The sequence below is a fragment of the Streptomyces sp. NPDC096310 genome (assembly GCF_044763125.1).
Lineage (GTDB): Bacteria > Actinomycetota > Actinomycetes > Streptomycetales > Streptomycetaceae > Streptomyces.
This window is the reverse complement of record NZ_JBIWFO010000002.1, coordinates 377,484-403,661: the sequence shown is the minus strand read 5'-3', so window position 1 is coordinate 403,661 and position 26,178 is coordinate 377,484. Positions and strand designations below refer to the sequence as shown.

Genomic DNA, 26,178 nt, shown 5'->3' with positions numbered 1-26,178 from the left:
CGCCGTCTGAAGCGGCCGTCGATTGACGGCAGTGCGTGGAAAATCGGTGGTATCGGGGACTTGGGGCGTACATACTCGCCGGTTATGTCAAGGACTGCTCCGGCCGGGCCGATGTGTACGCGGGATTCGCTGGCCGCCGAGTTGCGTGGTGTGGGTCTGCGCTCCGGTGAGACCGTTCTCGTGCACTCTTCCCTCAGCTCGCTCGGGTGGGTCTGCGGCGGCCCGGTCGCCGTCGTCCAGGCGCTGCTGGATGTCCTCGGTGACGACGGGACGCTGGTGGTTCCGGCGCAGTCCGGGGACAACTCGGATCCGGCGGGATGGGTGAATCCGCCTGTGCCCGAGGCATGGTGGGCGGATATCCGTGCGTCGATGCCGCACTACGACGCATGGACCACGCCCACCCGTGGTGTCGGGGTCATCCCGGAAGTCGTCCGCAACTGGCCCGGTGCCGTGCGCAGTGCTCACCCGCAGACGTCCTTCGCCGCTGTCGGGCCGCGCGCCGCCGCGATCGTGGACGGTCACGCGCTGGACTGCCGGCTCGGCGAGCGCAGCCCGCTCGCCCGGTTGGAGGAAGCCGGGGCGCGGATCCTGCTGTTGGGCGCGGGGTTCGCATCCTGTACGGCGTTCCATCTGGCCGAGTACCGGATCGCCGCGCCGCAGGTCGACAACTCCTTCGCGGTCATGACCCCTCAGGGCCGTAGATGGACCACCGTGCGCGACACCGCGATCACCGACGACCGCTTCGGTGAACTGGGCGAGGCCTTCGAGGAGGAGCGCCCGGTGGTACGGGGCAAGGTGGGCGCGGCCGATGCCCGGCTCTTGTCTCTGGCCGATGCCGTCGCGTACGCCGAGATCTGGCTCGCCGAGCAGCGACCGCATACGACGGCCTCTGCCTGACCTCTCTGCCTGACCCCTCTGACGATTCCGAGGCTCGGCCGGTGAATTCGCAGGCGGATCCCCTCCTGGGAAGGCTGAGCCGGCCGGAATCGAACCGGCGTCCTCGCGGTTTTGGAGACCGCGCGCGACGACCTCTGCGCTACGGCTCTGCCCGACCGCCATCCTAGAGACTTCCGCCGAGGCCACGCCTGGCCCTTTCGGCCGGACCTTGCCCAGGCCTCGCCGACCGAGCCTCCGGCCATCAGCGTGGAGCCCGTCGGCGCGGGTGGAGTAGCCGCGCTTACGGCCAGGTGCGCGCGTGTGCCGCGAAGAAGTCGGCCTCGCTGTGGACCGGGATGACGCACACGAGGTGGCCGCCCGGTGCGCGGAGGGTGCGGCATTCCAGCCAGGTGGATTCCTCGGTCGCGCCGAGGGCCAGCAGACGCGCGGTCTCGGCTTCGATGTCGTCCGTCTCGATGTCCAGGTGGTAGCGCGGCGCGTCGTCCACCGCCTGTACGGCCGTGACCAGCCCCGGCAGGGCTTCGTGGAGCACGGTGAACTGCTCCTCCCCCGCGACCGTACGGGCGGGCGTGCCCAGGGCGGCGGACCAGAACTCCGCTGCCCTGGACGCCTGTTCCTGGGGTACGTCGATGAGGAGCGTGGAGACCCGGGAGCGGTGCATCGGGTCACCCTAGCGGTCGGTGCTGGGCGAGGCCGGGACGTGGGGGACCACGACGACCTGGTACGCGTCCTCGTAGACCACCCGGCCCGGGTCTGTCGAGCGTAGTTCTTGCCAGGCGATGCCGTGTGCGGTGAGGAGTTGCAGGTAGCCGTCCAGGCGCGCGATCAGCTCCGCTGCCTCGGGCGAGGTCTTGAACCAGGCGACCGCGCCAGGGTGCAGCTCCGTGTCGTAGACCAGGGGGGCGACGGTGGAGGGGTCGGGGTAGTTCGCGTCGTACCAGTCGTTGCCCGCCCGCCAGAAGCGCCACTGCTCCTCGGTCAGGGCGCCGCTCCTGGCCAGGCCGTTGGCCAGGGCGAAGACGCCGGGGAAGTGGCCGCGCGGGCTGCGGGTCGTGCTCTGGAAGCGGATGAATTGCCGTGGCGGGGCGGTCTTGGCGCCAGGCGGCGTGTTCGTGGGTGCGGTCGGGGCGTTTCTGGTTTCCGTTGATTCGCTCATGTGTTCTACCTCCGGGGTGTGGGGTCGTTGTCGTGCCCGTGGGGAAAACCGGCATTCTGTCAGCAGGGAACGGAGCGTGGAGGTGGGTTGCGGGTGGCGTGGCGGTGCGACGGGCTTCGGTGGGTCGACGGGGCGCCCGTGCTCCGGTGGCGGCGGGGCGCGGAGTTGCGGGAGAGCGGTCTGGTGTACGGGCGTGACCTGGGGTTTCGCGCGGTCGGCGCGCGCGGGTGTGTCGGGGCGCGGGGGAATGTGTGCCCGCTCGGGGCGCTGATCCCCGGGCGCAGTACCGGTGGGCGGTGTGCCGAGTGCGCGCGGCTGGAGCGGGCGCACTCCGTGGCCGCCGACACCCTGGCCGATGATCCGCGTACCTACCGTGTCTATCTGGCGTGGTTCGGGCCCGGCATGGTGAAGGTCGGGATCACCGCCGAGCAGCGTGGTTCCGTACGGCTGCTGGAGCAGGGCGCCGTGGCGTTCTCCTGGCTGGGCCGGGGGCCGCTGATGGCCGCGCGGCGGACGGAGGAGCTGGTGCGCCGGGGGCTCGGGGTGCCCGACCGGGTTCCGTACGCGGCGAAGCGGGCCGTACGGTACGCGCTGCCCGAGGCGGCCGAGCGGGCGGCCGAGGTCGGGCGGCTGTACGCGCGGGCGGTGGCGCTGGAGGGGTGGCCGCAGTCGCTGGAGCGGGTGGGGTGCGCCGTGGTCGATCACGCGGCGGTCTTCGGGCTGGAACGTACGGGTACCTCGGCCGTGACCGGGGTGGTCGGCGAGCTGGTCGACGGCGGGCGGGTCGCGGGCCGGCTGGTCGCCGCCGCCGGGCCGGATCTGCACCTCGCCCCCGCCGGTGAGGAGACGGCCGTGGTCGTGCTGGACACACGGCTCATGAGCGGATGGGAGCTGATGGCGGGCACGGGCGGCGGCGTGGCCGCGGTCACCGTGCCCGTCGTGGACGTACGGAGTGAGGGCGGTGAGGTGCAGGATGGGCTCTTCTGATGTGGATGGTCTTGGCGCGGATGGTCTTGGCGTGGACGGTCTTGGCGTAGACGGGCTCGGCGTGGACGGGCTTGACGTCGATGGTCTTGGCGTGGACGGTCTCGAACCGGACGGTGAGGGCCTTCGGCGTGCCGGGATTCTGGCCGTACGGCAATTCCGGGAGCGGATCGGCGTGCCCGCCCTCGTCGATGTCCACACCCACTTCATGCCCGACCGCGTCCTCGACAAGGTGTGGGCCCACTTCGACTCCGCCGGGCCCCTCGTCGGCCGGGAGTGGCCCATCACCTACCGCCACGACGAGGCCGAACGCCTTGCCCTGCTGCGGGCGTTCGGCGTGCGCGCGTTCACCTCGATGGTCTATCCGCACAAGCCGGGCATGGCCCGCTGGCTGAACGGCTGGGCCGCCGGCTTCGCCGACCGTACGCCCGGCTGTCTGCGGACCGCCACGCTCTTCCCCGAGGAGGGCGTCGAAGCGTACGTAAGGGAAGCCGTCGAGGGCGGCGCGCAAGTCTTCAAGGCGCACGTCCAGGTAGGGGCGTACGACCCCAACGACCCGCTGCTGCGCCCCGCCTGGGGGCTGCTCGCCGAGGCCGGCATCCCGGTGGTGACGCACTGCGGTTCCGGGCCGGTGCCCGGGAAGCACACCGGGCCCGGGCCGGTGGCGCGGCTGCTGGCGGCGCATCCGCGGCTGCGGCTGGTCGTCGCGCACCTGGGGATGCCGGAGTACGGCGACTTCCTGGATCTCGCGGAGCGGTACGGCGAGGTACGGCTCGACACGACGATGGCCTGCACGGACTTCAGTGAGCGGTTCGCGCCCTTCCCGGTCACGGCGCGGGCGCGGCTCGCGGATCTCGGCGACCGGATCCTGCTCGGGACGGACTTCCCGAACCTGCCGTACCCGTACGCGCACCAGCTCGAAGCCCTGGAACGGCTCGGTCTCGGCGACGACTGGCTGCGCGCGGTCTGTCACGGGAACGGGGTGCGGCTCTTCGGCCTCGGCCCATCACTTCCGGACGACGGTGGGGCCCGCCCCTGAGCACGCGGCCGCGCATTCTCAGCGAATTCACAGGATGGGGAAAGGTCTCTCTCAGAGGACTTGCCCATGGTGAGCACCATGACCATCACCTCGCCCCGCGGGCGTACCGAAATGCTCAGGCCCGACGGGAGCCCCGTCCGCGTGCTCGTCGTCGACGACGAGGCGTCGCTCACCGAGCTGCTCTCCATGGCCCTGCGGTACGAGGGCTGGGAGGTGCGCAGCGCCGGGGACGGGGCCGGCGCCGTGCGCAGCGCGCGGGAGTTCCGGCCCGACGCCGTCGTGCTGGACGTGATGCTGCCGGACATGGACGGTCTCGCCGTTCTCGGCCGGCTGCGCCGCGAACTGCCGCAGGTGCCGGTGCTCTTCCTCACCGCGAAGGACTCCGTCGAGGACCGTATCGCCGGGCTGACGGCGGGCGGCGACGACTATGTCACCAAGCCGTTCAGCCTGGAGGAGGTCGTGGCCCGGCTGCGCGGGCTGATCCGGCGCTCCGGGGCGGCGGCCGTACGGAGCGAGTCGCTGCTGGTGGTCGGGGATCTGACGCTCGACGAGGACAGCCACGACGTCACCCGCGACGGGCACTCCATCCATCTGACGGCGACCGAGTTCGAGCTGCTGCGCTATCTGATGCGCAACCCGCGCCGGGTGCTGAGCAAGGCCCAGATCCTCGACCGGGTGTGGTCGTACGACTTCGGCGGCCAGGCCAACGTCGTCGAGCTGTACATCTCCTACCTGCGCCGGAAGATCGACGCCGGGCGCCCGCCGATGATCCACACCCGGCGCGGCGCCGGCTATCTGATCAAGCCCGGCGAGCCCGGTGACGCCCCGCGATGAGCGGTCCCGACAGGGCGGGGGGCACGCGAGGCGTGCGGGGGCGGCGCTGGTCGCTGCGGACCCGGCTCGTGGTGTCGGCGGTCGCGCTGATCGCCGTGGTCGCCTCGGTGATCGGGGCGGTCACGACGATCGCCTTCCGCTCGTATCTGTACAACCAGTTGGACACGCAGGTGCAGTCCGTCGCGGGACGCGCGGCGGGACCCCAGGGCGGGGGCGCCGCCGGCAGCCCTCCGCCGGGTGCGATTCCCGGCGGTGACAAGGACCCGCTGGAGAGGGACCCGCTGGAGGTGGTCACCGGCGGTGGCGCGCCGCTCGGTACGGTCGGCGCGGTGGTGTCGGCCGACGGTACGGTCGGCCGAGGGCTGGTCAGCGACGAGCAGAAGAGCGCGGCCTCGTGGCCTCCCGTCTCGAACAAGGACCTCACCTCGGCGCAGAGCGCGGCCCTCGCCACCGTCGTACGGGACAGCGAGCCGCACACGGTGACGCTGCCCGGACTCGGCGACTACCGGGTCACGTACATCGAGGGCCCCCGGGGCGACTTCCTCGTCGGCGTCCCCCTCAGGGACGTCCAGGACAATCTCAGCATCCTGGTCCTCGTGGAGGTCTGCGTCACCCTCGCGGGCCTTGTCGCGGCCGGGATCGCCGGGGGCGCCCTCGTCGGGGTCGCCCTGCGCCCGCTGCGGCGCGTCGCCACCACCGCCACCCAGGTCTCCGAACTGCCGTTGCACAGCGGTGAGGTGGCCCCGCTCGTACGGGTCCCCGCCGCCGAGGCCGATCCCCGTACCGAGGTCGGGCAGGTCGGCGCCGCGCTCAACCGGATGCTGGGGCACGTCGGTTCGGCGCTCACCGCGCGGCAGGAGAGCGAGACGCGGGTACGGCAGTTCGTCGCCGACGCGGGCCATGAGTTGCGTACGCCGCTGGCCTCCATCCGCGGATACGCCGAACTGACCCGGCGCGGCCGGGAGGAGACCGGCCCCGACACCCGCTACGCGCTCGGCCGGATCGAGGCCGAGGCACAGCGGATGTCCGGACTGGTCGAGGATCTGCTGCTGCTGGCGCGGCTCGACGCGGGACGCCCGCTCGCGTACGAGACCACCGATCTCTCCCCGCTGGTGGTGGACGCGCTGAGCGACGCGCACGCCGCCGGGCAGGGCCACCACTGGCGGCTGGAGCTGCCGGGGCCCGAGGAGCCGCCCGCCACCGTGCACGGCGACGCCTCCCGGCTCCACCAGGTCCTCGTCAACCTCCTCGCCAACGCCCGTACGCACACGCCCCCCGGCACCACCGTCGTCGCCCGCGTACGCACCAGCGCCGGCGGGCAGCCGGGGCCGCGGACGTTGTCAGGACAACCAGGGCAACGGGGACAGCCGTGGCAGGCGGAGCGGCCCGGGCACGGTTCCTGTGTGGTTCTCGACGTGCGGGACGACGGCCCCGGGATTCCCGCCACGCTGCTCCCCCATGTCTTCGAACGCTTCGCGCGCGGTGATGCCTCCCGCTCCCGCGCGGCCGGCTCGACCGGGCTCGGTCTCGCGATCGTCCAGGCGGTCGTCACGGCGCACGGCGGAACCGTGACGGTCGAGAGCGCGCCCGGCCGGACCGTCTTCTCCGTACGGCTGCCTCATGTGCCCGCGCAGGCGGCACCGTGCCCGCAGCCGTCCGCGCAGGACTCCGCGCAGCCGCCCGCGCAGGACTCCGCGCAGGAGCAGGACCCCGCGTACGACTCACAGACAGGCCACAGGCTCACCACACGGCCGTGACAGCCCGCCTCGCGAGTGTTCTCACCATGCGAACCGACACTTCATGGGGCGCCCTCCCGGCCCGGGAGCACCTCCCGGTCGAGGTGACCGAGGCCCCCGTACTCGATGTGACCATTCCCGTCTACAACGAGGAGCAGGACCTCGAACCATGTGTGCGGCGCCTGCACGGCCATCTCGCCCGTACCTTCCCGTACAGCTTCCGCATCACGATCGCGGACAACGCGAGCACCGACCGCACTACAGAAGTCTCCGCCCGGCTGGACGCGGAGCTGCCGGAGGTACGGGCGTACCGACTGGAGCAGAAAGGGCGCGGGAGGGCGCTCCGTACCGTCTGGTCGCACTCCGACTCGCCCGTCCTCGCCTATATGGACGTGGACCTGTCCACCGACCTGAACGCGCTGCTGCCGCTGGTCGCCCCCCTGATCTCCGGGCACTCCGATCTGGCGATCGGGTCCCGGCTCTCCCGGTCGTCGCGGGTCGTGCGCGGCCCCAAGCGCGAGTTCATCTCACGGGCCTACAACCTCATCCTCAAGTCCTCTCTGTCGGCCCGGTTCAGTGATGCCCAGTGCGGGTTCAAGGCGATACGGCGCGATGTCGCCCAGCGGCTGCTGCCGATGGTCGAGGACACCGGCTGGTTCTTCGACACGGAGATGCTGGTGCTCGCCGAGCGCGCCGGACTGCGGATCCATGAGGTGCCGGTCGACTGGATCGACGACCCCGACAGCACGGTGCACATCATCAGCACCGCGACCGAGGATCTGAAGGGCGTCTGGCGGGTGGGGCGTGCGCTCGCGGTGGGCGCGCTGCCTCTGGACCGGCTCGCGAGGCCCTTCGGGGACGACCCGAGGGACCGCCGGCTTCCTGGGGTTCCCGGCGGTCTCGCCAGGCAACTGGTCGGCTTCTGTGTCGTGGGCGCCCTGTCCACGCTGTTCTATCTTGTCCTGTATTCGCTCTTCCGAACCATGGCCGGGCCACAAATCGCCAACGCCGCCGCGCTGCTGGTCTCGGCGATCGCCAACACCGCCGCCAACCGGAGGCTCACCTTCGGGGTACGCGGCCGGGACGGCGCCGTCCGCCACCAGGCCCAGGGCCTGGTCGTCTTCGCGATCGGTCTCGCCCTGACCAGCGGTTCACTGGCGGCCCTGGACGCGGCCAGCGGCAACACCGCGCACTCCACCGAGCTGGCCGTGCTGATCGCCGCCAACCTCGCCGCGACCGTGCTGCGCTTCCTGCTCCTGCGCGCCTGGGTCTTCCCGGACCGGCGCGCCGACGAGCAGCTCCCCCACGTCCCCGTCAACTCCCGTACCGAAGCGTCCGCCGACGGTCCCGCCGACAGCCCGGCCGACTCCGCCGCCGCCCTCTACTCAAGGAACGTCCGATGACCACGACCCTTCAGCCCGACGGGCTCGTACCGGCGGCGGACGGCCCCGTCCACCGCGCCGGCGCCGGCCGCGCCGCCCGCCTCTGGCGGGGCAGGCAGGAGGACCCGGCCTGGGTGCGCCCGGCCCTGTTCGCCCTCCTGCTGGCCACCGCGCTCCTCCAGCTCTGGAACCTGAGCGCCTCCGGGTACGCCAACTCCTTCTACTCCGCGGCGGTCCAGGCGGGCAGCGAGAGCTGGAAGGCGTTCTTCTTCGGCTCCTCCGACGCCGCGAACTCGATCACCGTCGACAAGCCGCCGGCCGCGCTCTGGCCGATGGCCCTGTCCGTACGGCTCTTCGGGCTCGGCTCGTGGCAGATCCTGGTGCCCGAGGTGCTGATGGGCGTCGGGACGATCGCGGTGCTGTACGCCGCCGTACGCCGCCGTTTCAGCCCGGTCGCCGGGCTCACCGCGGGTGTCGTGCTGGCGCTGACGCCGGTCGCCGCGCTGATGTTCCGCTTCAACAACCCGGACGCGCTGCTCGCGCTCCTCATGACCGTCACCGTCTACTGCGTGCTGCGCGCGCTGGAGGCCGGCCGGACGAAGTGGCTGGTGTGGGCGGGCGTCGCGGTCGGCTTCGCCTTCCTGACGAAGACGCTCCAGGCGTTCCTGATCCTGCCGCCGCTGGCGCTGGTGTACGCGGTCTGCGCGCCCACGTCCCTGCGGCGCGGGCTCGGCCAGCTCGCCCTGGCGGCGGGCGCGATGGTGGTGGCCGGCGGCTGGTGGGTCGCGATCGTGGAGCTGTGGCCCGCGTCCTCCCGCCCGTACATCGGCGGGTCGCAGAACAACTCCTTCCTTGAGCTGACCTTCGGTTACAACGGTCTCGGCCGTATCAACGGCAACGAGACCGGCAGCGTCGGAGGCGGCGGCGGTGGCGCCGGTGGCGGCATGTGGGGCGAGACCGGCATCGGCCGGATGTTCAACTCCGAGGTCGGCGGCCAGATCTCCTGGCTGCTGCCCGCCGCGCTGATCCTGCTCGTCGCCGGACTCCTCGTCACCCGCAGGAGCCCGCGTACGGACACGGCGCGCTCGGCGTTCCTCGTGTGGGGCGGCGCGCTGCTGATGACGATGGGCGTCTTCAGCTTCATGGCCGGCATCTTCCACCAGTACTACACGGTCGCCCTGGCCCCGTACGTCGCCGCCGTCATCGGTATGGGCGTCGCGGTGCTGTGGGAGGAGCGGGCGCACATCGCGGCGTCGGCGGCGCTCGCGGTGACGGCCGCGGGGACCGCTGTCTGGGCCTTCGTACTGCTCGGCCGGACCTCGGACTACCTGCCGTGGCTGCGCTGGGCGGTGCTGATCGGCGGTCTGGTGGCCGCGGGCGGGCTGTTGTGCGTGGGGCGGCTGGGGCGGAGGTTCGCGCTCGGAGCGGCCTCTCTGGCCGTCGTGGCCTCGCTGGCGGGACCGTTCGCGTACACCCTGACCACGGTCGACAGCGCGCACACCGGCTCGATCGTCACGGCGGGCCCGGCCTCGACGGGCGGCTTCGGCGGCGGCGGTCGCGGCGGCCCTGGGGGCGGTCCCGGCGGTGGCGACGGCGGCGGGATGGGGATGCCGGGCCGGCAGGGCGCGGGCCAGGGAACGGGCAACGGCGGCCAGGGCATGGGCCGGCCCCCCACACAGAACGGCCAGCAGCAGACCGGCCAGACCGGCCAGACCGGCCAGACCGGCCAGACCGGTCAGACCGGCCAGCAGGCCGGGGGTATGCCGGGCGGTATGCCCGGCGGCGCCGCAGGTGAACGCGGTGGCATGGGCGGCGGTGGCATGGGCGGCCTCCTCAACGGCCAGAACGTCTCCACCAAGGTCGAGGCGGCCCTCAAGAAGAACGCCTCCGACTACACCTGGGTCGCCGCGGCCGTCGGCTCCCAGAACGCCGCCGGCTACCAGCTCGCCACCGGAAAGCCGGTCATGGCGATCGGCGGCTTCAACGGCAGCGACCCGTCCCCGACCCTCGCCCAGTTCAAGAAGTACGTGGCCGACGGGAAGATCCACTACTTCCTCTCGGGCAGCGGCGGCGGCCCCGGCGGCAACGGCGGCTCCTCCCTCACGACCTGGGTGGAGGCCACCTTCAAGAAGGTCACCGTCGACGGCACCACGCTCTACGACCTGACGCGGAAGGCGTGACCTCCGGGTTCACCCGTCCGAGGGACGGCAGAAGGACTCTCTGTACAGCGTAAGGGAGTCCCTTGTACGGTGTATGGCGACATGAGTCCCGTACACCGTACAAGGCGTTCAAGGAGACCCCATGCCGACGACGGCCGCCGAGAACCGGACCGCCCCCGCCCGTCACCCCCAGCGCTGGCTCATCCTCGGTGTCATCTGCCTCGCCCAGATCACCGTGCTGCTGGACAACACCATCCTCAGCGTCGCGATCCCCTCCCTCACCCGTGAGCTGGGCGCCTCCACCTCCGACATCCAGTGGATGGTCAACGCCTACTCGCTCGTCCAGTCGGGCCTGCTGCTCACCGCGGGCAACGCCGCCGACCGCTACGGCCGCAAGAAGCTCCTGATCGCGGGGCTCGCGCTGTTCGGGATCGGCTCCCTGGCGGCCGGACTCTCGGGGACCAGCGCGCAGTTGATCGCCGCCCGCGCCGGGATGGGCGTCGGCGGCGCGCTGCTGATCACCACCACGCTCGCCGTCGTCGTCCAGATCTTCGACGACACCGAACGCGTCAAGGCGATCGGCCTCTGGTCCACCGTCAACTCCCTCGGGTTCGCCGCCGGTCCGCTGCTCGGCGGGGTCATGCTCGAACACTTCTGGTGGGGCGCGATCTTCCTGATCAACATCCCCGTCGCGGTGCTCGGTCTGATCGCGGTCGTCGCCCTCGTACCCGAGTCGAGGACCAAGGAGGGCGACCGCCCCGACCTGCTCGGCGCGCTGCTCTCCACCATCGGGATGACCGCCGTCGTGTACGCGATCATCTCGGGCCCCGACCACGGCTGGGCGTCCGGACAGGTGCTGCTCGCCGCCGCCGTCGGGGTGCTGGTCCTCGGCGCCTTCGTCCTGTGGGAGCTGCGGATCCCGTACCCCATGCTGGACATGCGTTTCTTCCGTAACCAGCGCTTCATCGGCGCGGTCGGCGGCGCCGTCCTGGTCGCCTTCGGGATGACCGGCTCGCTCTTCCTGCTGACCCAGCACCTCCAGTTCGTCCTGGGGTACGGGCCGCTCGACGCCGGTCTGCGGACGGCGCCGCTCGCGCTCACCGTCATCGTCCTCAACCTCCTCGGCGTCGCGGCGCGGCTGCTGCCGAGGATCGGCACCCCGGGCCTCATCGCCACCGGAATGTCCCTGGTGGCCGCCGGACTCGCCTCGATCGCGCTGCTCGGCGCCCACGGGTACGGCGGCATGCTGCTCGGGCTGGTCGTGATGGGCGCGGGCGTGGCGCTCTCCATGCCGGCCATGGCCAACGCCATCATGAGCGCGATCCCGCCGGAGAAGGCCGGGGTCGGCGCGGGCATCAACGGCACACTGGCCGAGTTCGGCAACGGCCTCGGCGTCGCCGTCCTGGGCGCGGTCCTCAACGCCCGCTTCGCCGCCCTCGTACCGGCGGCCGTGGGCGCCGCCTCGCTGCCCGCGGCGCTCGCGGCGGCGGACGGGGCGGCGGAGCGGCTGCGGATCTCGGACGCGTTCGCCCGGGGGCTGGAGACCAGCCAGCTCGTCGGCGCCGTGGCCGTCCTCGCGGGCGGGCTGCTGGCGGCGCTGCTGCTGCGCAGGGCGGCGCGTACGGACGAGGCCGGGGACGGGCGTACGGACGCTCCGTCAGGGGCACCGTCGGGCGCCACGCCCGAGGCGGCCTAGCACCTGGTCGCGGCACTAGCATGAGGAAACGAGGAGGCTCACCCATGGTGTCGGAAACCGACAGCGCCCAGCGCCCCGTCCGTACCAGCGTGTGGCTGGAGGGGAAGCCGGCGGGCCGTGGCCGCAGGAGCGCGGGTACGGGTACGGACCACCCCCACGGTCTCGACCGCGACCGCATCACCGCCGTCTCCGTGCGGCTGCTCGACGCGGAGGGCCCGGCGAAGTTCTCCATGCGCCGGCTCGCCGCCGAGCTGGGGGTGACCGCGATGTCCCTCTACTGGTACGTGGACACCAAGGACGACCTCCTCGAACTCGCCCTCGACACGGTCTTCGGCGACGTCCGCGTCCCCGACCTGACGGACGAGGACGCCGACTGGCGCGACCAGCTGCGCGAACTCGCCGCCAGCTACCGGGCGGTGCTCGTCCGCCACCACTGGGTCTCGCCGCTCGTCGGCAAGTTCCTGAACATCGGCCCGCGTTCGATGGAGTTCTCCGCGGCCGTCCAGGCGGTCCTGGGCCGTACGGGACTGGCGCGCCAGGACCAGATGGGCGGGCTGGCCGCGGTCTTCCAGTTCGTGTACGGATTCGGCACCATCGAGGGCCACTTCGTCCAGCGCTGCGCGGACGCCGGGCTGTCCCAGGACGCGTACTTCCGGCAGGCGATGGGGGCCGTCGGGGAACAGCCGGGGTACGAGGGGGCGTTCGACAACGCGGGCGAGATCATGGCGGCGCGCGGCGGCGACACGGTCGAGGAGATGCGCCAGCGGGACTTCACCTTCGCGCTGGAACTCCTGGTGGCGGGCATCGAGGCGATGCGGGACCGCGCCCGTGACCAGGACGCGGACCCGCCGCGTCCCGACCGGGACTGACTCCCGGCCCGTCAGTCCGTCCATCAGTTGGCGCGCTGCCCTCGGCATCGCCGTGCGGGGCCCTCGCCCGGCGCAGCCCTTACGCGCGGGTGGCGGCGTTCCGTACTTCGGCGGCGCGGGCTCGGACCTGGTCCGGTGGCAGTGCGGCGGGGTGGCGTACGGGCGCGGGCGCACCCCGGCAGGCTCCGCACTCCCCGTCGACCAGCGCCGCGGGCCGCGCCGGTGCCCGGCAGGTGCCGCACTCCACCACGGCCGGTGCCACTCGATGCGACACCACCGGCATATCCACAGGCTCGGGCGGCAGCTTGGCGGTGAGCCGGGACCGTACGAGCCCGGCCGGGTGGTGTACGGGCACGGGCAGCCCGTCGGTGAGGGCGCGCAGCACGTCCTCCTCCCCGGCCCCGCGGACGAACCACTCGGCGGCCAGCGGCTCCAGCGCCGCGCAGTCGGCGGCGGACAACGACAGCGCGGGACACCGCCGCCCGACCGAGGCGAGCAGGAGATACCCGCGTGACCGCCCCACCCGCGCACCGGGCACCGCGACCGGGGCCGGAGCGGGGGCGGCGGGGGCGTGCGTCCGGGCCGGGGCGGGGGCGGCGGGGGCGTGCGTCCGGGCCGGGGCCGGGGCCGAAACCGGCTCCCGCCCCGGCGCCGGGGCCGGTGCCGCCACGCTCGCCGCCCCCGTACCCGACTCGCCCGCATCGACTGGCGCACCCCAGGAGTCATCATCGCGGGCGGTGCGGGAGAACCACGTACGGGTGACCCACCGCCCACCGCCCGGCCCGACCGCCAACTCCCGCCGCCGAAGCAAATGCCCGGCCCGCTCAAGGAAGTTCAGAGCCGTCCGTAAGGCGCACTGCCCGTAATCCATCACCTTGGCCAGCGCTTTCACCGAGATATCGGCCCCGTCGGGCAGCCTGTCGATGAACCCGGCGATGGCCCCCTCACGCTCCGGCAGGAGTGCGAAGTCGCTTGCGGAGGCGGCCGGTTGACCGGCAACCGAACGCTTGCCGTACCCGGCACTGGCCATCGGATGGGAAGCGGTGTGCACGCGCGGCGGCGCAACACTAAACTGCGAAGCAGCCACAAGGATCACGTTCCGATCTAGCTGGTGAGGTCTCCGTCAGGTGCGACAACACCGGGCGGAGGCCGTTTTTACGTTCAGGGGCACGCTAGACGCTCCTCACCCTGCGTGGCAACCCGATCGCGAAACGTCAACCTCCGAGGTAGGGAGGGTGGGTGGGAAACAAGAACCAACCACTCCTCACAAGCAGGGCTCGACCCCCGAAGCTCAAGCCCCGGGCCGCCCCACCGCCTCCGCCCCACCAGCTCAGCACCCCCGAGAACCTCGCCCGCAACCCGAAGCTCAAGCCCCAGGTGTGTCGCATGTGCGATTCGCAACCAGCTACCGCGCTGCCGGCATGTGACCAAATCGCCAGTCATCCAGGCGTTTACGGATGCTGGAGACCATGGGAAGGGCGTCCACTTCTTCGGACTTGAACCAACGAACGTCCGTGGATTCCTCCGAAGTGGCCAGCCGCCCAGATACGGGACGCCCAAGGAAGCAGACGGAGAATTCTTGCCTCACTTCACCATCGTCATAGGCGAATACGTGATGGGGATTGGTGTACGTGCCTACAATGCCGATGACCTCAATATGGATTCCGGTTTCTTCGCGCGTCTCCCTGACTGCACAGTCGGGCAAAGACTCCCCGATGTGCATGGCTCCTCCGGGGAGCGCCCACATGCCGTTATCGACTCGCCGTTGGAGCAGCACGCGCCCAGCATCGTCAACGACAACGACTGATGCGGCCGGGACCAGACTATTGGCAGTCGGGGCATTCGGATCGTTCTCGTAGTCACGTCTACCCATGATGAGCATCCCCCCATACCGCAGCGCCCCGGTTCCACAGTTCCTCAACGTGAGAGACGAAGCGATCGAATATGCCGTCGTCCTGGTAGCGACGCAGATGCAGCGTAGGGGCGTCATGCCCCACGTTGTGAGTCAGCAAAGGTGTGACGATCATGTCGTCATCGAAGCGAAAGACAGACAAGTAGGCGTTACCTCCACTATATTTCGCATCAATGCCCTGCTGCCCCTTGATCTTCTCGGGCTGAGCGCTGCATGCCGCAGGGACTCCGACCACCCACACGGGAAGGTCGGAAGTGAAGCTGTCTCTCGGTATCAAGGTCCCATCATCATCTGCGCTCTGATCTCCATAGTCGTCGCCATCGTTGCGGGCCCACTGAGCTATGCCCCCGGGTCCTCCGCCGGCGAGGCTGTCTTGTACGGCGGTGGCGCGTTGGCTGCCTGGGTGATCCTCTGCATGGCGGTGCTGACGTCACTCGGCGTGCTTTGAACAAGCACGCGGTGCCCCGGGAGCCTGATCCCCGGGGCACCGCAAGCAGGAAACCAACCTCGCCTCAACGGAGTTTCAGGGCATGGCGAGCGGCGTTGATGACGTTGTGGGCGTCGGCTCCGAACACAGCCGACTCGCGCAGGGTGGCCCAGACCTTCGAGTACAAGGCGATGTTGTCGGCATCGTCCAACCACATCTCAGCGTGCCAGTCCTCGGCGACCACCAGACGGTCATCAAGGACCCAGAAGCCGTTGGCGGGCACGATCTTGACGGAGGCCGTGAACGGGATGATGCCGAGCTCGACCGTGTCCATCCCGAGCAGGCCGGCAAGGCGGTCGAGCTGGGCGGCCAGCACGGGCGGCGGACAGATCAGTGATCGTGACGCGGCTTCCCACATCAGGACGTGCAGGTTGCGACCGGGGCGGTACAGCCACTCTTGCCGCTGCACTCGGGAGCGCACGGCGGCCTCAACGTCGCCGGCTCCGCCCAGCAGCTCGGAATAGCGCTGGATGACGTGGCGCGCGTACTCGGGGGTCTGCAACAGACCCGGGATCACCGACTCTTCCCAGATCCACATTTCCGAGGTGCGGTCGATCTCGGCGCTCAGCCCCTCGTGCAGCGGCTTGAAGCCGTTCGCCAGCGCGCGACGCCATGACCTGATGTGGGACTCGAACCCCGCCAGCCGGCCGGCAAGCTCGGCGTACGCGCCCGGCTGCTCGGTCGCGTCGGCCCACGCCCTCAGGTCCTCGGGGGCGGCTGTCTGCTTGCCGTTTTCCAGCTTGCTGACCTTGGAGCCGGGCCAGTCGAGCCGTTGGGCAAGCTGCTGACCGGTGAGCCGACCACCAGGGCAGGTGAACCGGAGTTCGCGCAGTCGCGCCCCCAAAGCCACCCTGGCTTGCTGATAGTCGGTGCTCACCGGTCACGCGTCATTCGGTCGGGGCGAACTGGTCGAACGGCACGGCGTGGTGCATCGCCGCGTCACGGACGATGGCGTACCGGACGACCTCAGCCGGTTCGGTGATCAGCTCGATGCCCGTGATGTTGTCGGCGTCGTCGAAGTGCAGCAGCGCGACCAAGCGCGAGTCGAAGATCCAGAAGTCTTCGGCGGGCAGGTCGGTCGCGTCCTCACGCCACAGGTACCGGATGTCCTCGCCGACCGCCGCATTATGCCGGGCGTAGTCGAGCAAGAACCGTTGTTCGGTGGTCATCGGGCTGTCGGCGACGCGCACTCGTCCGACGTGCTTGCCTGCCTCTGTCTGGGCCTTGATGTTGACGAACCAGGGTTCGTTGGGGTCGCAGGGCGAGGAGCCGGTGACCAAGAACTCCTGAAAGTCGGGGTCCTCACGGTCGGACGCGTAACCGCGTCGCGTCTCCAGCCGCCAGGCGGTGTGCTGGAAGGTCTCGAACAGACGCCGAAAAGTGGTCCGGTCGACCAGTTCCGGCACCCGCTCCATCTCCTTCGGTCCCCAGTTCACGAGCAGTTCGCGCGGTACGGCCACCGCTGCCTCGTCCACCCCGAAGTGCTTGAGCTGCGCGAGGTCTTCCGGGTCGGTGACGGGCGTTCCTTGAACAATGATCTCGCCGGTTCCCTCGTCTGTGTGCAGGGCGGGGCAGCCGTCGACCTTACTGTCTGTGCCGGTGAAGCGAAGCTGACGAGCCATGGACGCTCTCCCTTCCAGGGGTCTTGATCCAACAGCATGGCCGGGGGTCCAGCTCGCTTCTACGGGGTCAGGCGGGGTTCAGGAGAAAACACCCGCAATCTTGACGAGGCGTCGAGCAAACACGAGAAAACAGCCTACTGTCAGCCAACGCCCCACTTCTAGAGTCACGTTCATGCCTACGAAAAAACCGGACATCGACCCGTTCGTGGCGATGGAGTCCCTGAGATCAGCATTGGCCGAAGCCGGGATCGTCCTGCCCTCCCTGAGCGTCGACGCTGCGTCACCGCAACTGCGGCTGGTGGAGCTGGGGCGGGTGCGCGCCGACGTGGCCGATCGCCTGGCCCGAGCACTCCAGCGAGGGGGCCGAGAGTGACGGCATACGACAAGCCCCCGACGACGCTCAGCCACGGCGAACTGCCCTATCCGGCGGGAACGCTCGTCGAGGACACGCAGCACGACCGGACCGGCGAACTCGTCGGTGTGATCGAGGAACGCGTCAAGGAGTCCGGGCGGCTCCTCAGCCGAACCGCCTACATGCGGCCCAGGGGTGGCGGGATCGAGTGGGATGTTCCACTGGCGCGCATCCGGCCCGTTGAGACGGAGTCGTGACAAAGCCAACCAGGGTGGCTGCCCTCCTTGGCCCCGGTGACCACATCGGCCAGGTGGCTTTGGGGAGCCGGAGCAACGAGGGGGACCAGTGGCCGAGCACGGCAGCTTACCGCCCACGGAACCGGACGCCGACCGAGAGGCGAGCCGGACCCGTCACCCCGGGAGAGGGTGACGGAGCCCGGCGAACAGGTACGCGTTGTTCCGGGGATCAGACGGTGCCGAGCTCTCCGGCCTTGAGGCCCGCCACGAAGGACGTGAACGAGCTGACGGGGAAGCCCAGAACAGGTCCGCTCGGGTTCTTGCTGTCACGGACGGGGACGACGCCGGAAGCTGCGTACTCGGGGGCCCATTCGACGCAGTCGCCGCCGTTCCCTTCGCTGTAGCTGCTCTTGACCCACTCCGTGCGGGAGAGGTCGGGGGTGGGGGTCATGGGTGTACGCCTCCATAACGTGCCGGATGAGGGAGAGGGAGTCATCGCGTGACAGGGCATCCGCGCGCAGTCGCTCATAGGCCGCTCGTGCTTCGGCTACCGCTTCTGCGGAGTCTTCCACCTGCCCTCGTACGTAGGTCTCCTCGTACAGGGCTTCGGTTCCGTCCTGCCGTGTGAGCACCTTAAACGGTAGTGCTCGCGACGCGGTGCCCGCGCTGAAGGGAAAGACCTGGACAGTGATGTGCGGAGACTCGGACGCGTCTACCAGGTGCTGAAGCTGCCCCCGCATGATGCCCGCGCCGCCCACGCCGGACCAGAGAACCGCCTCGTGCAGGATCACCCACAGCGCTGGCGGGTTCGGTGCTTCGAACACCTCCCGCCTCCGCATCCGGTCTTCCACCAGCTTCTTGATCTGGACCGCCGAGTCCTGCGGACGGGCGGACCTGAAAACGGCTTCGGCGTACTCCGGGGTTTGCAGTATGCCCATGACGCGGGTGGCGGCGTAGTCGCAGATGCTTGCCACCTCGCGCTCCAACTGGAGGTAGGGGATGAACCAGAGGGGGTTGCCCGCGTCGGCGGCCCGCTGTCGCATACGGGTGTACGTACCGGGCGTGCCGAGCGCCTTGTCGCACTGCTCCGCGAACTGGGCCGACGGGAGTTGCCCGTTCTCCGTCTTGCTCACGTAGGGCTGCTTGCAGAACAGCTTGTCGGCGAACTCCGTCTGGGACCACCCCCGGGCTTCCCTCGCGTGCTTGATCTCCTTGCCGAACTGCTCCGCCGGAGTCTCCGACTCGTCGTTCATGGTGCAACTCCCAGTATTCACATCCCGCTTGGAATCGCTCCGCCTCTTTTGAGACTACGCGCCGACACCGAATCTGTAGTCGGACGAACACAATACGTAGGCGCTGGAGGCGCGGAGTATGGATCAGCGGACGGTCCCACCAACGGGCGAAGACATGACAGACGATCCACCCGCCGGGACAGCGGCCAGTGGTCCCTGGCGGCCGGTCCCGGTGCCCGGTTGTGACCTGTGCGACTGGTGGGACAGGCGGCGGGAGAACGCCCATCGCGGTATCGGGGAGGCCAGCGCGGCCCACTGCGCGCGCCAGATCGCGGCGCACCCGCACCGCCGGGCCGGTGACGCCGGATGACGCCCGGTCCCGATCTGCGGGTCGGCATGGCCGTGTTCGACCGGCGGACGGACATGCCGGGTGTCATCCGCTCGTTCGCCGGACCGGTGGTCTGTCTTATCCGCCCCTCCGGGCACGCCTGGCAGGCCGCGCTGATCGCGCTGCGCCCGGCGACCGAGCGGGAACGGACCCAGCTCGCCGCCCTCGCGCGACTCCACCGGCAGCAGCGGCCCCACGCCGGGCGGCGGACATGAGCGCCGCGCGGCTCTACCACGTGACCGTGGTCTGCGAGGGACCGGTCAACGGTACGGGGGTACGGGTCGTCCTCGCCGCCCGGCAGGCGGCATCACCGGAGTTCGCCCTCTCCTTCCTCCGCCACCAGGCCCGGCGCATCGCCGACGGCCTCGACCCCGACCCCGGTGCCGGGTGGGCTCCGCCGGGCACACTCGTCCCCGTACAGCCCCCCCGTTCCGGACGTACCCACCGCACTCCGGTCCTGGTGCCATGACCCCCAGGCACAGAAAGCGGCACAGGAACGGCTCCTCGCGGGAACGGAGTTCGCCCTCGACGCCGACGATTTCAGCGGCCGGTACACCCTCAGAGCACTGCCCGCGCCCGTACCCGCGTACGTACTACCGCGCCACGCGCCACGCCCCGGCCGCCGGAGACACCGCAAACCCCGCTGGTTCGACCGGTTCCGCCTCCGTCTCCCGGACTCGTTCCCGTTCCCGTTCCCGTTCCGGCGACGGGCGTCACGTTCACACGCTGACGGAGCCTCCCGGTGTTCCGGGCGGAGCCGCGGGAAGCCCTGACGGGGACCATGGGACGGCCTCCCGACGACCCTGCCTCCGACGACCCTGCCTACGGCGCCAGGTGCGCAGGGAAGCCGCCCGTCGCGACCGGGCTCCAGCGCTCCGGGGTGATGCGGATGATCGACTTGCCCTGCTTCACCATCGCCGCCCGGTACTCGTCCCAGTCCGGGTGCTCACCCGCGATGTTCCGGTAGTACTCCACCAGCGGCTCGACCGAGTCGGGGGAGTCGACGACCTCGGCCGCGCCGTCGACCTGCACCCACGGGCCGTTCCAGTCGTCCGACAGGACGATCACGCTCACCCGCTCGTCCCGCTTGGCGTTGCGCGTCTTCGCGCGCCCGGGGTACGTGGAGACGACGATGCGCCCCGAGTCGTCCACCCCGCAGGAGAGCGGGGAGCCCTGCGGGCGGCCGTCCGCGCGGGTGGTCAGCAGGATCGCGCGGTGCCGGGGCCGTACGAACTCCAGCAGTCCGGCGAGATCCACGGTCGTGTTCGTTGCGATGTTCGGTGCCATGGTCCGCAGCCTATGACGCCGACGGCCCCGGAGGCGGACCTCCGGGGCCGTCGGCGTTCCCGCGTTGCGGAGAGGGTGCGCGGACCTCTACACCTCGGGCAGTTTCTCGCCCCGCACCGCCTGGATCTCCAGCTCGATCCTGAGCGTGGTCCCGATCGCCGCGATGCCCGCCTGCACGACCTGGTTGTAGTTCATGGCGAAGTCCGCGCGGTGCAGCTCCGTCGTGGCGTGGAACGCCGCCCGTACGCCGCCCCACGGGTCCGGGCCCGTGCCCAGATAGCTCAGGTCGAGGTCCAGGTCCCGTACGACGCCGTGCAGCGCCAGCCGGCCGTGCACCTTCCAGCGGTCCGGGCCCGCCGGGGTCACCCCCGTACCGCTGTACGTGATTTCGGGGAAGCGCTCCACGTCCAGGAAGTCCGGCGACCTGAGGTGCTTGTCGCGCAGTCCGTTGCCGGTGTCGATGGTCGCCGCGCTGATGACCGCCTCGACGCGCGCCTGCTCGGGCCCGCCGCCGGTGTCCAGGATCTCGATCCGGCCGCCGAACTCGGTGAACCGCCCGCGAACGCTGGAGATCCCCAGGTGCTGGGCGACCGCGCCCACCGACGAGTGCGCCGGGTCGATGCTCCACACCCCCGGCGGCGGCAGCTCGACGCCGCCCTGCCGGGCCAGCGTCACCGTGCCGAGGTCCGCCCGGCCGGTCCTGGTGACCAGTGCGGTGGAGGCGACCGGTGCGTAGCCGACGGCCGTGACGACCACCGTGTACGGGCCCGGCACGAGCGGCGAGTCGTCCCGTACGGCCCCTTCCTCGTCCGCCCCCGTCCGCAGTACCTGTGTGCCTGTCATGTCGGTCATGGTCACGATCGCGTGCTGGACCGCCCAGCCGTCGCGCGTCCTTACCTGTCCGCGAAGTCCCATCCCTGTTCTCTCCTCGATCATGCGGATCCCGATGCCACCCTCAACAGGGCCCCGGCGTGGGGGTGTCGGGCAGGGTACGGCCCGACACCCCGCGCGCGGGAGGGGGAACTACTCTCCGGGGTGCGCGAGTTCGATGTCGTGGCCGTCGATCCCGCGTCCCGCGACCGTCAGCGCACCGGCCACCGGAGGGTATCCGGTGGCGATCACCGTGTACTCGCCCGAGTCCAGGTCGGCGAAGGCGTACGCCCCGTCGTCCCCGGTCGTCGCCGTGGCGACGACGTTCCCGGCCGCGTCCACCAGCGTCACCCGCGCGTCCTGCGCGGGCCGCCGGTCGGCGCCCGCCCGGACGGTGCCCTGGACCAGGGCACCGGCCTGGAGCGCGATGTCGACACGGGTGACGCCCTGGCCGCCGATCTCCACCGGCAGTGCCTGCGGACGGAAGCCCGCCGCGTTCACCGCGACCGTCACCGCGCCGGGGATCAGCTCGCCGAACGCGAACTCGCCCCCCTCGGTGGACTTCCCGGTGGCCAGTACGTCGCCGCGTACATCGGTGACGATGACCATCGCGCCCTCGACGGCCGTACCGCTCTCGGCGGCGCGCACGGTCCCGGTGAGGCCGCTCGTACCGGAGAGCAGGATGTCGTACGCGAGCGGCTCGTCGCCGACGACCACCGTGGACGCCTGCGGCTGGAAGCCGTCGGCGGAGGCGATCAGGACGTACGAGCCCGCGCCCGGCGCGTCCAGCGAGTAGCCGCCGTCGGCCTGGGCGACCGAGCGGGCCAACTGGCGTCCGGCCAGGGAGATCAGGGTGACGGCGGCGCGGGGCACCGGGGCGCCCTCGGAGCCGAGCACCGCACCGCGCACGCCGGAGCCGGGGGTGCCGGCCGACGCGGTGATCAGCGCCGTCGTGGTGGCCGCCGCCGGTGCCGCGGAGAGTGCGGAGGGCGCGGCGGGTGCGGTTTCGGCGCTCAGGGACGCCATCGGGGCCACGGAGGCGGCGGGTACCGCTGCCGCCACCGTCGCTCCGGCGCTGACCGCGACCGGCTCGGGGGCGATCCCGGCGGTGACCGGGGCGCTCTCGGAGCTGTCGTCCCCCGCCCGGGTCTTCAGCGCGACCTCCTTGATGAACAGCGTCAGGATGAACGCGATCAGCGCCGCCGGAGCCGCGTACAGGAAGACGTTCGCGACACCGTGCCCGTACGCCGCCTCGATGACCGGGCGCAGCGGCGCGGGCAGCGCGGCGAGGTCCGGGATACCGCCACCGCCCGTACCGGCGTGGCCCAGGGCCGCGCCCTGCGGACCGAGGTCGGCCAGGCCCTCCTTCACGTAGTGCGTGATCCGGTTGCCGAGCACCGCGCCCAGCACCGAGACGCCGACCGCGCCGCCCAGCGAGCGGAAGAAGGTGACGGTGGAGCTGGCGGAGCCGAGGTCCTGAGGAGCGACCTGGTTCTGCGTGGCGAGGACCAGGTTCTGCATCATCATGCCGACGCCGAGCCCCATGACCGCCATGTAGACGGCCACGTGCCAGTACGGGGTGTCGTACCGGATCGTGCCCAGCAGCGCCAGTCCGGCCGTGGTGAGCGCGCCACCGCTGACCAGCCATATCTTCCAGCGGCCTGTCTTGGTGATGACCTGGCCCGAGATCGTGGACGAGAGGAACAGTCCGCCGATCATCGGGATGGTCATGACGCCGGACATCGTCGGCGACTTGCCCCGGGCGAGCTGGAAGTACTGGCTGAAGAAGATGGTGCCCGCGAACATCGCGACCCCGACGAAGAGCGAGGCCAGCGAGGCGAGGGTGATGGTGCGGTTACGGAACAGCCGCAGGGGGATGATCGGTTCCTTGGCCCTGGACTCGATGAGGATGAAGATCGCGCCGAGCAGGACCGAGCCGCCGACCATGGCGTACGTCTGCCACGAGATCCAGTCGTACTTGTCGCCCGCGAAGGTCACCCAGAGGAGCAGCAGCGAGACGGCCGCGCTGATGAAGAAGGCGCCGCCCCAGTCGACCTTGACCTCGCGCTTGACGACGGGGAGCTTCAGGGTCTTCTGGAGGACGATCAGCGCGAGGACCGCGAACGGCACGCCGACGTAGAAGCACCAGCGCCAGCCCAGCCAGGAGGTGTCGGTGATGACACCGCCGAGGAGCGGGCCGCCGACGGTCGCGACGGCGAAGGTCGCACCGAGGTAGCCGCTGTACCTGCCGCGCTCGCGCGGGGCGATCATCGCGGCCATGACGATCTGGGCGAGCGCGGAGAGCCCGCCGACGCCGATGCCCTGGACCACCCGGCAGGCGATCAGCATTCCGGCGTTCTGCGAGAGACCCGCCACGGCCGAGCCCAGGACAAAGATGACCAGGGCTATCTGGACCAGCAGCTTCTTGCTGAAGATGTCGGCGAGCTTGCCCCAGATGGGGGTGGACGCGGTCATCGACAGCAGCGCCGCGGTCACCACCCAGGTGTAGGCGCTCTGGCCGCCGCCGAGGTCGGAGATGATCTCCGGAAGGGCGTTGGAGACGATCGTCGAGGAGAGGATCGCGACGAACATCCCCAGCAGCAGCCCGGAGAGCGCCTCCATGATCTGACGGTGTGACATCGGCGTACCGTTCGCGGGAGCGGGGTCGCCGCCGCGCTTGGCGTGGCCGCCCCGCACACCCGTTGGTGTGGTCGTAGCCATGTGATTCCTTGTCTTACTTCTCTTGCCGCAGGGGTGTACGGGCGTATGAGTCTTGTGTGTCGTGCCGGTCGTCGTGCCGGCTTTCGTATCGGCCTTCGTATCGGCCTTCGTGCCGGTCGCGGCAGTCGCCGAAGCTGCTGCGCAACCTGCCGAGCAGTGCGTTGAGCTGACCGACCTCGTCGTCGGTCCAGTCGTCGAGCGTCCGGGCGAACATGTCGGTCACCCGCCGGTCCAGCTCACCGAGGAGTTCCCGCCCCGAGAGCGTGAGCCGCAGGATGCGCGAACGCTTGTCGGCCGGGTCGGGCAACCGCTCGATCCAGCCACGTTCCGCGGCGTGCGCGACATGTCTGCTGGTCACCGACATGTCGACGGCCAGCAGCTCGGCGAGCTTGCTCATCCGCATCTCGCCGTGCCGTTCCAGCAGGGTCAGTGCGGCGGCGGAGCCACCTGGGCAGTCGGCGGGCAGAATCCGCGCGAGGCTTCGCTTGACGGCTCCGACGGCACTGATCTGCCGGGAAAGTTCCGCGTACTGGCTGTGTGCGGCCGCCATGGCCCCTCCCGACATCTTGTTGCTTAGGGCAACCATAAGACCATAGGATCAGTTGGTTGCTGAAGGCAAACTAAATCGGTCTCTTCGCGGTAAAGGAACCCAAAAGGCTTCGCATGCGGGAGGTCATGGGCAAGATCACGGGGAGCGCGGGGGCCGATCCGGGGTGATCACGGAGTACGGAACGGCCTCGGTCGGCCATCAGCCCCGGGCCCGGGGTTGGGCGGGGCGCACGGGTTCGCTAGGGTCCTGCCGTATGGCACACAACCCCCATGCCCCGCAGGGACCCGAGGGAACTCCTGACCCGGCGGGCAGCACCCAGATGTTCCGTGCGTTCGTCGACGACGGAGAGCCCGAGCGCCGGCAGCCGGTTCCGCGGCAGAGCGGGCCGAAGACCGGAGTGATCGTCGGTGTGGTCGCGGCCGTCGTGGTCCTGGCCGTGGTGGCCTGGCTGGCCTTCGTCTGACACCGAGGCCTCGCCACCCGGACCGTCCTCGCCACCCGGACCGTCTTTCGCCACCCGGACCGGTGGCACCGAGGGGCACGCGGGACTCCGCGGCCCCGTCGGACTCGTCATGTCGGAACCCCGCCCGCGTCATCGTCCGGTGCCTTCTCCGGAGAGCCCGGCTCTCCCGAAGGCAGGACGGTGGGCGGGGTCCGCGTGCCTCAGTCCGAGATCAGACCTTCCCGCAACTGCGCGAGCGTACGGGTCAGCAGCCGCGAGACATGCATCTGCGAGATGCCGACCTCCTCGCCGATCTGCGACTGGGTCATGTTCGCGAAGAACCGCAGCATGATGATCTGCCGTTCGCGGGGCGGGAGTTTGGCGAGCAGCGGCTTCAGCGACTCGCGGTACTCGACGCCCTCCAGCGCCATGTCCTCGTAACCGAGCCGGTCCGCGAGCGAGCCCTCCCCGCCGTCGTCCTCCGGCGAGGGCGAGTCCAGCGAGGACGCCGTGTACGCGTTGCCGACGGCGAGGCCGTCGACCACGTCCTCCTCGGACACGCCCAGTACGGCGGCGAGTTCGGGCACGGTCGGGGAGCGGTCCAGCTTCTGCGCCAGCTCGTCGCTGGCCTTGGTGAGCGCGAGACGCAGCTCCTGGAGCCGCCGCGGCACCCGTACCGACCAGGACGTGTCCCGGAAGAAGCGCTTGATCTCGCCGACGACGGTCGGCATCGCGAACGTCGGGAATTCCACGCCCCGTTCGCAGTCGAACCGGTCGATCGCCTTGATCAGCCCGATCGTGCCGACCTGGACGATGTCCTCCATCGGCTCGTTACGGCTGCGGAACCGGGCCGCCGCGTACCGCACCAGCGGCAGGTTCAGCTCGATGAGGGTGTCGCGTACGTAGGTGCGCTCCGGGCTGTCCTGGTCGAGCACGGCGAGCCGCAGGAACAGGGAGCGGGACAGAGTACGGGTGTCGATGGCTTCCGGCTGGGACGCCCGTGGCTGGACCACATGGTCCTGGTCCACATGGTCGAGAGCATCGGGCGCGGGAGCGCTCTTCGTGAGCGTGAGCACCTTCGAGCTGCCCTGTTCTACGGACATGCCACCCCCTTGAGGTCGCGGACGGTCGCGTCGGCCGCTCCCGTCGGAGGAACGCAGCCTCCACCTGAATACCGGTGCCGAGGCCGCGGCAAACGCGGTTCCAGCAGAATGTCACATGTCGGCAACACGCTGTAGTGACAAGTCGACATCTGGGTGCTGGGTACGTCCCGTTAAGGAGTGGTATGGGGTATTTCGTCATGGAGGAGGAAGGTCGGGGGTTCTAC

General features: G+C 70.5%; 27 protein-coding genes, 1 tRNA gene and 1 pseudogene. 15 read left to right on the top strand and 14 right to left on the bottom strand.

All coding sequences use genetic code 11. From position 1 onward, the window contains the following. Positions 1 to 84: 84 nt before the first annotated feature. Complete coding sequence (locus tag ACIQ7D_RS07265; RefSeq protein WP_403934523.1) at positions 85 to 897, top strand: aminoglycoside N(3)-acetyltransferase; 813 nt, start codon at positions 85 to 87, stop codon at positions 895 to 897. A gap of 74 nt (positions 898 to 971) precedes the next feature. Here ACIQ7D_RS07265 and ACIQ7D_RS07260 read toward each other — a convergent pair. From ACIQ7D_RS07260 to ACIQ7D_RS07250, 3 genes are all read right to left on the bottom strand, one after another. Then, positions 972 to 1,046 (bottom strand) — tRNA-Trp (locus ACIQ7D_RS07260). Between the two features lie 131 nt (positions 1,047 to 1,177). Beyond that, on the bottom strand, positions 1,178 to 1,558 hold the full coding sequence (locus tag ACIQ7D_RS07255) for a VOC family protein (protein ID WP_403934520.1): 381 nt from the start codon (positions 1,556 to 1,558) through the stop codon (positions 1,178 to 1,180). Positions 1,559 to 1,567: 9 nt separating this feature from the next. Next, positions 1,568 to 2,053, bottom strand: a complete 486-nt coding sequence (locus ACIQ7D_RS07250) for a hypothetical protein (RefSeq protein WP_403934517.1) — start codon at positions 2,051 to 2,053, stop codon at positions 1,568 to 1,570. 87 nt (positions 2,054 to 2,140) lie between these two features. Here ACIQ7D_RS07250 and ACIQ7D_RS07245 point away from each other — a divergent pair, with 87 nt between their 5' ends. The 8 genes from ACIQ7D_RS07245 to ACIQ7D_RS07210 all read left to right on the top strand — a co-directional run bounded on the left by ACIQ7D_RS07245 (position 2,141) and on the right by ACIQ7D_RS07210 (position 12,752). After that, positions 2,141 to 3,040, top strand: a complete 900-nt coding sequence (locus ACIQ7D_RS07245; protein ID WP_403934514.1) for a DUF2797 domain-containing protein — start codon at positions 2,141 to 2,143, stop codon at positions 3,038 to 3,040. A 91-nt stretch (positions 3,041 to 3,131) separates the two neighbouring features. Further along, positions 3,132 to 4,076, top strand: coding sequence for an amidohydrolase family protein (locus tag ACIQ7D_RS07240; RefSeq protein ID WP_403935058.1), 945 nt, complete (start codon positions 3,132 to 3,134; stop codon positions 4,074 to 4,076). A 78-nt stretch (positions 4,077 to 4,154) separates the two neighbouring features. Next, complete coding sequence (locus ACIQ7D_RS07235) at positions 4,155 to 4,910, top strand: response regulator transcription factor (RefSeq protein ID WP_403935055.1); 756 nt, start codon at positions 4,155 to 4,157, stop codon at positions 4,908 to 4,910. Further along, on the top strand, positions 4,907 to 6,667 hold the full coding sequence (locus ACIQ7D_RS07230) for a sensor histidine kinase (RefSeq protein WP_403934511.1): 1,761 nt from the start codon (positions 4,907 to 4,909) through the stop codon (positions 6,665 to 6,667). Before ACIQ7D_RS07235 ends, ACIQ7D_RS07230 begins: the two co-directional genes overlap by 4 nt. Positions 6,668 to 6,693: 26 nt before the next feature. Continuing rightward, positions 6,694 to 8,049 carry a glycosyltransferase gene (locus ACIQ7D_RS07225; protein ID WP_403934508.1) on the top strand — a complete coding sequence of 452 codons (1,356 nt, stop codon included), beginning with the start codon at positions 6,694 to 6,696 and terminating at the stop codon, positions 8,047 to 8,049. Then, positions 8,046 to 10,208 carry a glycosyltransferase family 39 protein gene (locus tag ACIQ7D_RS07220; RefSeq protein WP_403934505.1) on the top strand — a complete coding sequence of 721 codons (2,163 nt, stop codon included), beginning with the start codon at positions 8,046 to 8,048 and terminating at the stop codon, positions 10,206 to 10,208. The genes ACIQ7D_RS07225 and ACIQ7D_RS07220 overlap by 4 nt, the downstream gene beginning before the upstream one ends. A 121-nt stretch (positions 10,209 to 10,329) precedes the next feature. Beyond that, on the top strand, positions 10,330 to 11,883 hold the full coding sequence (locus ACIQ7D_RS07215; RefSeq protein WP_403934501.1) for an MFS transporter: 1,554 nt from the start codon (positions 10,330 to 10,332) through the stop codon (positions 11,881 to 11,883). A 44-nt stretch (positions 11,884 to 11,927) separates the two neighbouring features. Beyond that, the gene (locus ACIQ7D_RS07210; protein WP_403934498.1) at positions 11,928 to 12,752 is read left to right on the top strand and encodes a TetR/AcrR family transcriptional regulator; all 825 of its coding nucleotides are present in this window, start codon (positions 11,928 to 11,930) and stop codon (positions 12,750 to 12,752) included. 79 nt (positions 12,753 to 12,831) lie between these two features. Here ACIQ7D_RS07210 and ACIQ7D_RS07205 read toward each other — a convergent pair whose 3' ends face one another. Beyond that, a complete protein-coding gene (locus ACIQ7D_RS07205; protein WP_403934495.1) occupies positions 12,832 to 13,803 on the bottom strand; it encodes a hypothetical protein in 972 nt (323 codons plus the stop codon). A gap of 354 nt (positions 13,804 to 14,157) precedes the next feature. Further along, the gene (locus ACIQ7D_RS07200) at positions 14,158 to 14,625 is read right to left on the bottom strand and encodes an NUDIX hydrolase (RefSeq protein WP_403935052.1); all 468 of its coding nucleotides are present in this window, start codon (positions 14,623 to 14,625) and stop codon (positions 14,158 to 14,160) included. Positions 14,626 to 14,674: 49 nt separating this feature from the next. On the opposite strand from ACIQ7D_RS07200, the gene ACIQ7D_RS07195 reads away from it, so the two are divergent. After that, positions 14,675 to 15,112 (top strand): hypothetical protein, encoded by a 438-nt coding sequence (locus ACIQ7D_RS07195; protein WP_403934492.1) that lies wholly within the window; start codon positions 14,675 to 14,677, stop codon positions 15,110 to 15,112. A 64-nt stretch (positions 15,113 to 15,176) separates the two neighbouring features. On the opposite strand, the gene ACIQ7D_RS07190 is transcribed toward ACIQ7D_RS07195, so the two are convergent. Together ACIQ7D_RS07190 and ACIQ7D_RS07185 are read right to left on the bottom strand one after the other, a co-directional pair. Further along, complete coding sequence (locus ACIQ7D_RS07190) at positions 15,177 to 16,028, bottom strand: helix-turn-helix domain-containing protein (RefSeq protein WP_403934489.1); 852 nt, start codon at positions 16,026 to 16,028, stop codon at positions 15,177 to 15,179. 10 nt (positions 16,029 to 16,038) lie between these two features. After that, positions 16,039 to 16,773, bottom strand: a complete 735-nt coding sequence (locus ACIQ7D_RS07185; RefSeq protein ID WP_403934486.1) for a DUF6879 family protein — start codon at positions 16,771 to 16,773, stop codon at positions 16,039 to 16,041. Between the two features lie 172 nt (positions 16,774 to 16,945). Here ACIQ7D_RS07185 and ACIQ7D_RS07180 point away from each other — a divergent pair, with 172 nt between their 5' ends. Together ACIQ7D_RS07180 and ACIQ7D_RS07175 are read left to right on the top strand one after the other, a co-directional pair. Then, positions 16,946 to 17,146 carry a hypothetical protein gene (locus tag ACIQ7D_RS07180; protein ID WP_403934483.1) on the top strand — a complete coding sequence of 67 codons (201 nt, stop codon included), beginning with the start codon at positions 16,946 to 16,948 and terminating at the stop codon, positions 17,144 to 17,146. Further along, entirely contained in the window at positions 17,143 to 17,382 is a 240-nt protein-coding gene (locus ACIQ7D_RS07175; RefSeq protein WP_403934480.1) for a hypothetical protein, read from the top strand. Before ACIQ7D_RS07180 ends, ACIQ7D_RS07175 begins: the two co-directional genes overlap by 4 nt. 208 nt (positions 17,383 to 17,590) lie before the next feature. Here the strand turns inward: ACIQ7D_RS07175 and ACIQ7D_RS07170 are convergent, their stop codons facing one another. Continuing rightward, positions 17,591 to 17,812 (bottom strand): DUF397 domain-containing protein, encoded by a 222-nt coding sequence (locus tag ACIQ7D_RS07170; RefSeq protein WP_403934477.1) that lies wholly within the window; start codon positions 17,810 to 17,812, stop codon positions 17,591 to 17,593. A gap of 79 nt (positions 17,813 to 17,891) precedes the next feature. Next, positions 17,892 to 18,614, bottom strand: a pseudogene (locus ACIQ7D_RS07165) (Scr1 family TA system antitoxin-like transcriptional regulator); the annotation flags it as partial. A 345-nt stretch (positions 18,615 to 18,959) separates the two neighbouring features. Between ACIQ7D_RS07165 and ACIQ7D_RS07160 the strand changes: the two are divergent. Together ACIQ7D_RS07160 and ACIQ7D_RS07155 are read left to right on the top strand one after the other, a co-directional pair. Then, on the top strand, positions 18,960 to 19,196 hold the full coding sequence (locus ACIQ7D_RS07160; protein WP_403934474.1) for a hypothetical protein: 237 nt from the start codon (positions 18,960 to 18,962) through the stop codon (positions 19,194 to 19,196). Further along, the gene (locus ACIQ7D_RS07155; RefSeq protein WP_403934471.1) at positions 19,193 to 19,450 is read left to right on the top strand and encodes a hypothetical protein; all 258 of its coding nucleotides are present in this window, start codon (positions 19,193 to 19,195) and stop codon (positions 19,448 to 19,450) included. The genes ACIQ7D_RS07160 and ACIQ7D_RS07155 overlap by 4 nt, the downstream gene beginning before the upstream one ends. Positions 19,451 to 19,803: 353 nt before the next feature. Here the strand turns inward: ACIQ7D_RS07155 and ACIQ7D_RS07150 are convergent, their stop codons facing one another. The 4 genes from ACIQ7D_RS07150 to ACIQ7D_RS07135 form a co-directional block, all read right to left on the bottom strand. After that, entirely contained in the window at positions 19,804 to 20,268 is a 465-nt protein-coding gene (locus ACIQ7D_RS07150; RefSeq protein WP_403934468.1) for a PPOX class F420-dependent oxidoreductase, read from the bottom strand. An 87-nt stretch (positions 20,269 to 20,355) separates the two neighbouring features. Then, positions 20,356 to 21,183: a YceI family protein gene (locus tag ACIQ7D_RS07145; RefSeq protein WP_403934465.1), complete on the bottom strand. Its 828-nt coding sequence runs from the start codon at positions 21,181 to 21,183 to the stop codon at positions 20,356 to 20,358. A gap of 108 nt (positions 21,184 to 21,291) precedes the next feature. Continuing rightward, positions 21,292 to 23,859, bottom strand: a complete 2,568-nt coding sequence (locus ACIQ7D_RS07140) for an MFS transporter (protein WP_403934462.1) — start codon at positions 23,857 to 23,859, stop codon at positions 21,292 to 21,294. 13 nt (positions 23,860 to 23,872) lie between these two features. Continuing rightward, complete coding sequence (locus ACIQ7D_RS07135; protein WP_403934459.1) at positions 23,873 to 24,409, bottom strand: MarR family winged helix-turn-helix transcriptional regulator; 537 nt, start codon at positions 24,407 to 24,409, stop codon at positions 23,873 to 23,875. Positions 24,410 to 24,662: 253 nt separating this feature from the next. Here ACIQ7D_RS07135 and ACIQ7D_RS07130 point away from each other — a divergent pair, with 253 nt between their 5' ends. After that, a complete protein-coding gene (locus ACIQ7D_RS07130) occupies positions 24,663 to 24,872 on the top strand; it encodes a hypothetical protein (protein ID WP_403934456.1) in 210 nt (69 codons plus the stop codon). A 200-nt stretch (positions 24,873 to 25,072) separates the two neighbouring features. On the opposite strand, the gene ACIQ7D_RS07125 is transcribed toward ACIQ7D_RS07130, so the two are convergent. After that, a complete protein-coding gene (locus ACIQ7D_RS07125; protein WP_385006962.1) occupies positions 25,073 to 25,954 on the bottom strand; it encodes an RNA polymerase sigma factor SigF in 882 nt (293 codons plus the stop codon). Positions 25,955 to 26,178: the final 224 nt, after the last annotated feature.

Coding starts and splice junctions, on each gene's coding strand:
- ACIQ7D_RS07230 (WP_403934511.1), top strand. CDS start 4,907: ATGAGCGGTCCCGACAGGGCGGGGGGCACGCGAGGCGTGCGGGGGCGG.
- ACIQ7D_RS07265 (WP_403934523.1), top strand. CDS start 85: ATGTCAAGGACTGCTCCGGCCGGGCCGATGTGTACGCGGGATTCGCTG.
- ACIQ7D_RS07250 (WP_403934517.1), bottom strand. CDS start 2,053: ATGAGCGAATCAACGGAAACCAGAAACGCCCCGACCGCACCCACGAAC.
- ACIQ7D_RS07150 (WP_403934468.1), bottom strand. CDS start 20,268: ATGGCACCGAACATCGCAACGAACACGACCGTGGATCTCGCCGGACTG.
- ACIQ7D_RS07125 (WP_385006962.1), bottom strand. CDS start 25,954: ATGTCCGTAGAACAGGGCAGCTCGAAGGTGCTCACGCTCACGAAGAGC.
- ACIQ7D_RS07225 (WP_403934508.1), top strand. CDS start 6,694: ATGCGAACCGACACTTCATGGGGCGCCCTCCCGGCCCGGGAGCACCTC.
- ACIQ7D_RS07185 (WP_403934486.1), bottom strand. CDS start 16,773: ATGGCTCGTCAGCTTCGCTTCACCGGCACAGACAGTAAGGTCGACGGC.
- ACIQ7D_RS07200 (WP_403935052.1), bottom strand. CDS start 14,625: ATGGGTAGACGTGACTACGAGAACGATCCGAATGCCCCGACTGCCAAT.
- ACIQ7D_RS07170 (WP_403934477.1), bottom strand. CDS start 17,812: ATGACCCCCACCCCCGACCTCTCCCGCACGGAGTGGGTCAAGAGCAGC.
- ACIQ7D_RS07255 (WP_403934520.1), bottom strand. CDS start 1,558: ATGCACCGCTCCCGGGTCTCCACGCTCCTCATCGACGTACCCCAGGAA.
- ACIQ7D_RS07135 (WP_403934459.1), bottom strand. CDS start 24,409: ATGGCGGCCGCACACAGCCAGTACGCGGAACTTTCCCGGCAGATCAGT.
- ACIQ7D_RS07180 (WP_403934483.1), top strand. CDS start 16,946: ATGCCTACGAAAAAACCGGACATCGACCCGTTCGTGGCGATGGAGTCC.
- ACIQ7D_RS07130 (WP_403934456.1), top strand. CDS start 24,663: ATGGCACACAACCCCCATGCCCCGCAGGGACCCGAGGGAACTCCTGAC.
- ACIQ7D_RS07220 (WP_403934505.1), top strand. CDS start 8,046: ATGACCACGACCCTTCAGCCCGACGGGCTCGTACCGGCGGCGGACGGC.
- ACIQ7D_RS07155 (WP_403934471.1), top strand. CDS start 19,193: ATGAGCGCCGCGCGGCTCTACCACGTGACCGTGGTCTGCGAGGGACCG.
- ACIQ7D_RS07210 (WP_403934498.1), top strand. CDS start 11,928: ATGGTGTCGGAAACCGACAGCGCCCAGCGCCCCGTCCGTACCAGCGTG.
- ACIQ7D_RS07235 (WP_403935055.1), top strand. CDS start 4,155: ATGACCATCACCTCGCCCCGCGGGCGTACCGAAATGCTCAGGCCCGAC.
- ACIQ7D_RS07140 (WP_403934462.1), bottom strand. CDS start 23,859: ATGGCTACGACCACACCAACGGGTGTGCGGGGCGGCCACGCCAAGCGC.
- ACIQ7D_RS07215 (WP_403934501.1), top strand. CDS start 10,330: ATGCCGACGACGGCCGCCGAGAACCGGACCGCCCCCGCCCGTCACCCC.
- ACIQ7D_RS07160 (WP_403934474.1), top strand. CDS start 18,960: ATGACGCCCGGTCCCGATCTGCGGGTCGGCATGGCCGTGTTCGACCGG.
- ACIQ7D_RS07145 (WP_403934465.1), bottom strand. CDS start 21,183: ATGGGACTTCGCGGACAGGTAAGGACGCGCGACGGCTGGGCGGTCCAG.